Source organism: uncultured Caulobacter sp. (genome assembly GCF_937900395.1).
Classification (GTDB): domain Bacteria; phylum Pseudomonadota; class Alphaproteobacteria; order Caulobacterales; family Caulobacteraceae; genus Caulobacter.
In genome coordinates, this window is record NZ_CALCDX010000131.1 from 1 (window position 1) to 6,543 (window position 6,543).

4 protein-coding genes are annotated in these 6,543 nt (G+C 68.2%); all 4 read left to right on the forward strand.

Annotation, left to right across the window (positions count from 1 at the left end):
* The first annotated feature begins 98 nt into the window (after window positions 1–98).
* Window positions 99–2,117 (forward strand): tetratricopeptide repeat-containing sulfotransferase family protein, encoded by a 2,019-nt coding sequence (locus Q0379_RS11035; RefSeq protein ID WP_299008335.1) that lies wholly within the window; start codon window positions 99–101, stop codon window positions 2,115–2,117.
* Window positions 2,118–2,249: 132 nt separating this feature from the next.
* Window positions 2,250–4,619: a TonB-dependent receptor gene (locus Q0379_RS11040; RefSeq protein ID WP_299008337.1), complete on the forward strand. Its 2,370-nt coding sequence runs from the start codon at window positions 2,250–2,252 to the stop codon at window positions 4,617–4,619.
* Between the two features lie 211 nt (window positions 4,620–4,830).
* The gene (locus tag Q0379_RS11045) at window positions 4,831–6,150 is read left to right on the forward strand and encodes an amino acid permease (protein ID WP_299008340.1); all 1,320 of its coding nucleotides are present in this window, start codon (window positions 4,831–4,833) and stop codon (window positions 6,148–6,150) included.
* A partial coding sequence (locus Q0379_RS11050) for an amidohydrolase family protein (protein ID WP_299008343.1) occupies window positions 6,150–6,543 on the forward strand: 394 nt, incomplete at its 3' end. The genes Q0379_RS11045 and Q0379_RS11050, both read left to right, overlap by 1 nt.

Here is a 6,543-nt window from a genome sequence, read left to right on the forward strand (position 1 = left end):
CTCCGTCACGATGCTCCGCATCGCGCCACCTCCCCCGCTTCGCGGGTGAGGAGGAAGGACAATTGACACCCCCGCCCTCCGCCCGCTCTCCTCGCGCCATGACGACCACGACCGCTCCCGCCGCCAGCCTCGCCGACGCGTTCGCCAACGCCGAGCGGCTGCTGGAGAGCGATCCGCGTCTCGCCGTCGAGCAGGCGCGGGCGATCCTGGAGGTCGTGCCGCGCCACGCCGACACCACGCGCCTGCTGGCGACCGCCCTGCGTCTGTCGGGCGAGGTTCAAGCGGCGCTGGAAACCGTCGCCCCCCTCGCCAAGGCGATTCCCAACCTGCCGCTGGCCCAGCTGGAGCTGGGCCTCTGCCTGGAGCGCCTGGGCCGCACGGCCGAGGCGGCGCAGGCCTTTGATCGGGCCAGCGCCTTGGAGCCGCGCCTCTCTGAAGCCTGGCGCGGCCTCTCCGAGAGCCTGTCCCTGCTGGGCGACGAGGCCGGCGCCGAGCGGGCCCTGGCCCGGCAGTTGCGCGCCTCGACCCGTGATCCGCTGCTGGTCGAGGCCGCTACGGCGCTGGGCGAGGATCGCCTGGGCGAGGCCGAGCGCCTGCTGCGCGAGCGGCTGAAGGCCGATCCCGCCGACGTCGCCGCCATCCGCATGCTGGCCGAGACCGGCGCGCGCCTGGGCCGCTACGCCGACGCCGAAGCCCTGCTGACCCGCTGCCTGGAGCTGGCCCCGAACTTCGCCGCCGCCCGCCACAACCTGGCGACCATGCTCTACCGTCAGAGCAAGAACCAGGAGGCGCTGGCCGAGATCGAGCGCCTGACCGACAAGGACCCGCGCCATCCGGGCTACGCCAACCTGCGCGCCGCGATCCTGGCGCGGCTCGGGGAGTACGAGCAGGCCATCGCCGTCTGCGAGCGGATGCTGGCCGACTATCCCAACCAGCCCAAGGGCTGGATGAGCTATGGCCACGCGCTGAAGACCGTGGGGCGCCAGGCCGACTCGATCGCCGCCTACCGCAAGGCGCTGGACCAGGCGCCGACCCTGGGCGAGGCGTGGTGGAGCCTGGCCAATCTCAAGACCGTCAAGTTCGGCCCCGAGGACGTCGCGGCCATGACCGCCGCGCTCGACGTGCCCGGCCTGTCGGACGACGACCGGCTGCACCTTCACTACGCCCTGGGCAAGGCGCACGAGGACGCCGAAGCGTGGAACGCCTCGTTCGCCCACTACGCCGCCGGCGCGGCGATCCGCCGGAAGCAGCTGGACTATGATCCCGAGGAGAACGTCGCCGAGACCGCGCGGACCAAGGCGGTGTTCACGCCGGCCTTCCTGGCGGCGCGGGCGGGGCAGGGGGCGGGGGCGCCCGATCCGATCTTCATCGTCGGCCTGCCGCGCGCCGGCTCGACCCTGATCGAGCAGATCCTGGCCAGCCACTCGTTGGTCGAGGGCACGATGGAGCTGCCCGACCTGATCGTCATGGCGCGGCGCCTGGGCGGCAAGACGGCCCACCGCGCCGAGTCCCGCTATCCCGAGGTGCTGGCCGAGCTGTCGCCCGACCAGCTGCGGGAGCTCGGCGAAGAGTTCATCGAGCGCACCCGCGTCCAGCGCAAGACGGACAAGCCGTTCTTCATCGACAAGATGCCGAACAACTTCGCGCACGCGGGCTTCATCCACCTGATCCTGCCCAACGCCAAGATCATCGACGCGCGCCGTCATCCGCTGGGCTGCTGCTTCTCGGGCTTCAAGCAGCACTTCGCGCGGGGGCAGGCGTTCAGCTACGACCTGACCGACATCGGCCGCTACTACGCCGACTACGTCGAGCTGATGGCGCACTTCGACGCCGTGCTGCCGGGCCGCGTCCATCGGGTCATCTACGAGGCGATGATCGCCGATCCCGAGGCCGAGATCCGCGCCCTGCTCGCCCATTGCGGCCTGCCGTTCGAGGACGCCTGCCTGACGCCGCACAAGACCGAGCGCGCCGTGCGGACCGCCAGTTCAGAGCAGGTGCGGCGGCCGATCTTCAAGGACGCTGTCGAGCACTGGCAGAAGTTCGAATCGCATCTGGGGCCCCTCAAGCAGGCGTTGGGGCCGGTGCTCGACGCCTATCCGGATGCGCCCGTTATTTGACCATCTGTCGCGGTTCTTGCCATTTCTGCAACAGTCGCCGGAATTGACGCCGGACCGCAATTTCCAACCTTGCCGGACTCTTGGGCGCGGGTCGAACATCGTTCCCTCAAATGGGGTGAGGGGGAGTGGACCATGGCGTCGGGATTGCTGCGTTCGAGAAAGGTTGGCGCCTATTCGGCGGCTCTGCTGGCTTCGACCATGATGACGGGGCTGGCCCATGCGCAAAGCCAGGCCGCGCAAAGCGCCACCGCTCTGGAAGAGGTGGTCGTCACTGCCCAGAAGCGCTCGGAAAACCTGCAGGACGTGCCGGTCAGCATCCAGGCCCTGGGCGGCGAGAAGCTTGAGCAGCTGCAAGTCGGCGCCTTCGTCGACTATGTGAAGTACCTTCCCAGCGTGTCGTTCACGACCAGCGGCCCGGGCTTTGGCCAGGTCTATATGCGCGGCGTCGCCAGCGGCGGCGACGGCAACCACTCGGGCTCCCTGCCCAGCGTCGGCGTCTATCTGGACGAGCAGCCGGTCACGACCATCCAGGGCGCCCTGGACATCCACGTCTACGACGTCGCCCGGGTCGAGGCCCTGGCGGGTCCGCAAGGCACGCTGTACGGCGCCAGCTCCCAGGCCGGCACGCTGCGCATCATCACCAACAAGCCCACCTCGACCGGCTTCAAGGCCGGCGTCGATCTGGAGCTGAACCAGGTGGATCACGGCGGGACCGGCCACACGCTGGAAGGCTTCGTCAATATGCCGCTGTCGGACAAGATCGCGGTCCGCCTGGTGGGCTGGGACGTGCGCGACGCGGGCTATATCGACAACGTCGCCGGCTCGCGCACCTACACCCGCGGCGACGACGACCCAACCAACGACGTCACCATCTTCAACAAGGCCCGGGTCAAGGACGACTACAACACCGTCTACACCCAGGGCGGCCGCGCGGCCCTGCGCATCGAGCTGGACGACAACTGGGTGGTCACGCCCCAGGTCATGGGTCAGGTGCAGAAGGTGGGCGGCCTGTTCGCCTATGACCCCAAGGTCGGCGACCTGAAGGTCACCCACTTCTATCCGGAGAGCAGCAAGGACAAGTGGGTCCAGGCGGCCATGACCATCGAGGGGCAGGTCGCCAATCTCGACGTCACCTATTCGGGCTCGTATCTGAAGCGCAACGACGTCGTCAATTCGGACTACACTGACTACTCGTACTTCTACGATCAGCTGGGCTCGGGCTTCGCCTGGACCGACAACGCCGGCAACCTGGTCAATCCCTCGCAGTACATCCAGGGCAAGGACCGCTACCGCAAGGAAAGCCACGAGATCCGGATCGCCTCGCCGCAGGACCAGAAGCTGCGGTTCGTGGTCGGCGGCTTCTACCAGAAGCAGAAGCACAACATCTTCCAGAACTACAAGATCGACGGCCTGGGCAGCGACATCTCGGTGCCGGGCTATACGGGCACCATCTGGCTGACCAAGCAGAACCGCGTCGATCGCGACAAGGCCGTGTTCGGTCAGGCCGAGTACGACATCACCGACAAGCTGATGCTGACCGCCGGCATCCGCTTCTTCAAGGCGCACAACACGCTGGTCGGCTTCTACGGCTACGGCGCGGGCTACGGCTCGACCGGCGAGCGGGCGTGCTTCAAGGGGCCGGTGGTCGCCGGCTCGCCCTGCACGAACCTCGATAAGGGCGTCAAGGAGAGCGGCAACGTTCCCAAGGTGACGCTGACCTACAAGATCGACGGCGACAAGCTGGTCTACGCCACCTACTCCAAGGGCTTCCGGCCGGGCGGCATCAACCGGCGCAGCACCCTGCCGCCGTACCAGGCCGACTATCTGAAGAACTACGAAGCCGGCTGGAAGACCACCTGGTTCAACAACAGCTTCCGCTGGAACGGCGCGGTCTATCTGGAGGACTGGAAGAACTTCCAGTTCTCGATCCTCGGCGCCAACGGCCTCACCGAGATCAAGAACGCCAACCAGGCCCGCATCAAGGGCGTGGAAAGCGACGTCACCTGGGTTCCGGCCCGCGGCCTGACGATCAACGCCTCGGCCGCCTATACCGACGCCAAGCTGAGCGCGAACTATTGCGGTTTCACCGACAGCGCGGGCAACCCGATCACCCAGTGCGCCTCGCCCCAGGCGCCGGATGGCCAGGTCCTGCCGGTGACGCCGAAGTTCAAGAGCAATGTCACCGTCCGCTACGACTTCAATCTGGGCGACTGGGACGCCTTCGCCCAGGGCTCGTACGTCGGCCAGACCAGCAACTGGACCGATCTGCGGACGCTGGAGCGCGGCCTGATCGGCAAGCAGCCGCGCTATTCCACGGTCGATCTCTCGACGGGCATCGACAAGGACGGTCTGTCGTTGTCGCTCTATCTGAAGAATATCTTCGACAAGCGCGCCAGCCTGAACCGCTACGCCGAGTGCGCCGAAAGCCTCTGCTATCCGATGACCTACATCGTGCCCAACCAGCCCCGGACCTTGGGGATCAAGCTGGGCAAGCAGTTCTAGTTCAAGGTGGGAAAGACGAAGGGGCGGTCCGGAAGGCCGCCCCTTTTTCGTTCGCCTTCGCCACGCCCTTCTTCCGATCTCCCCGGCGCATGCCGGGCCAGTTTCATCCGGAGCGTTTGAAGTTGATGCGCCGCTTTTTCGCGCTCAAGCCCGCCCCCCTGTCGGGTTCGGTCTGGACCCCGGCATTCGCCGGGGAGGTCGGACTTCTGGAATGACCAAGCCGACCGCCAAACCCCTCGGCCTCTGGATGTGCGTGGCGCTGGTCGTGGGCAACATGATCGGCTCGGGCGTGTTCATGCTGCCCGCCTCGCTGGCGCCCTACGGCTGGAACGCGGTGATCGCCTGGCTGATCACCATCGGCGGCGCCCTTTGCCTGGCCCTGGTGTTCGCGCGGCTGGCGCACGCCTTCCCCCGGCCCGGCGGCCCCTTCGTCTATACCGAGGAGGCCTTCGGCCGTCCGGCCGGCTTCATGGTCGCCTGGTCGTACTGGATCTCGGTCTGGGTGGCGAACGCGGCGATCGCCATCGCCAGCGTCAGCTACGCCAGCGTTTTCTTCCCGGCCCTGGCGAAGACGCCGGGCCTGGCCGCCCTGGTCACGGTCGCGGTGCTGTGGGCCGTTACGGCCATCAACTGCGTCGGCGCCCGGGCGGCCGGCTGGACCCAGCTGCTGACCACGATCCTCAAGCTCATGCCCCTGGCGGCCGTGGCCGCGCTGGCCGGCCTGATCCTGTTGCGCAAGGGGCCGGCCGCGATCGCGCCGTTCGAGCCCTCGGCCCTGTCCGGCGGCGGCGTCACCGCGGCGGCCGCCCTGACCCTGTGGGCCCTGCTGGGCGTGGAGTCGGCGACCATTCCCGCCGAGCAGGTCGATCGGCCCGAGCGCAACATCCCGCGCGCCACCCTGCTGGGCACGGCGGTCGCCGGCTTCGTCTATCTGATCGTCTCGGCCGGGGTTCTGCTGCTGACGCCGGTCTCGGTGCTGAAGGGGTCCAATGCGCCGCTGGTGGACTTCGTGGCCTATCACGGCGGCGGCGACCTGCGGCTGGTCCTGGCCGCCTTCGCCGCGATCAGCGCCCTGGGGGCCTTGAACGGCTGGGTGCTGCTGCAGGGCGAAATGCCGGCGGCCATGGCGCGCGAGGGCGTGTTTCCGGCCTGGTTCGGCAAGACCTCGGCCAACGGAACGCCCGTGCGGGCGCATCTGGTCTCCAGCGGCCTGGTGACCGTCCTGGTGCTGATGAACTACGCCAAGTCGATGGCCGACGCCTTCACCTTCATGGCCCTGCTGGCCACGGCCTCGTGCCTGTTCGCCTACCTCTCCTCCGCCCTGGCGGTGTTGAAGCTGGGGCGCGAGGGGCGGATGCCATTGTCGCCGTCCCTGACCGTGGTGGCGATCCTGGCGGCGGTCTACTCGGTCTGGACCTTCTACGGCGCGGGCTGGTCGGTGACCTTCTGGGGGGTGGCTCTGATGGTCGCCGGCGCGCCCATCTATCTGCTGATGCGGCGGGCGCGTCGGCGCGGTGCGGAGACCTCTTGATGACGGCTCGTCTCTTCCTGGCCGCGCTGGCGGCGTCCCTGGCGACCGCCGCGAGCGCGGCGGAGGTCTCGTATGTCCGCGTCGGCCGGCTGATCGACCCGCAGTCCGGCGGGGTGGCGAGCGACCGTCTGATCCGTATCGAGGATGGCAGGATCACCGCCGTCACCGCCTGGACAAGCGATCCGACCGATGGGCCGCTGGTCGACTGGAGCGAGATGACGGTCCTGCCCGGCCTGATCGACATGCACACCCACCTGGTCGACGACGAGCAGAGCGAGAACATCGCCCAACCCCTGCTGCGCAGCGCCGCTCAGCAGGCCTATGTCGGCGCGGTCCATGCCCGGGCGACCCTGATGGCGGGCTTCACCAGCGTGCGCGACGTGGGCAGTTGGC

Coding starts and splice junctions, on each gene's coding strand:
- Q0379_RS11045 (WP_299008340.1), top strand. CDS start 4,831: ATGACCAAGCCGACCGCCAAACCCCTCGGCCTCTGGATGTGCGTGGCG.
- Q0379_RS11035 (WP_299008335.1), top strand. CDS start 99: ATGACGACCACGACCGCTCCCGCCGCCAGCCTCGCCGACGCGTTCGCC.
- Q0379_RS11040 (WP_299008337.1), top strand. CDS start 2,250: ATGGCGTCGGGATTGCTGCGTTCGAGAAAGGTTGGCGCCTATTCGGCG.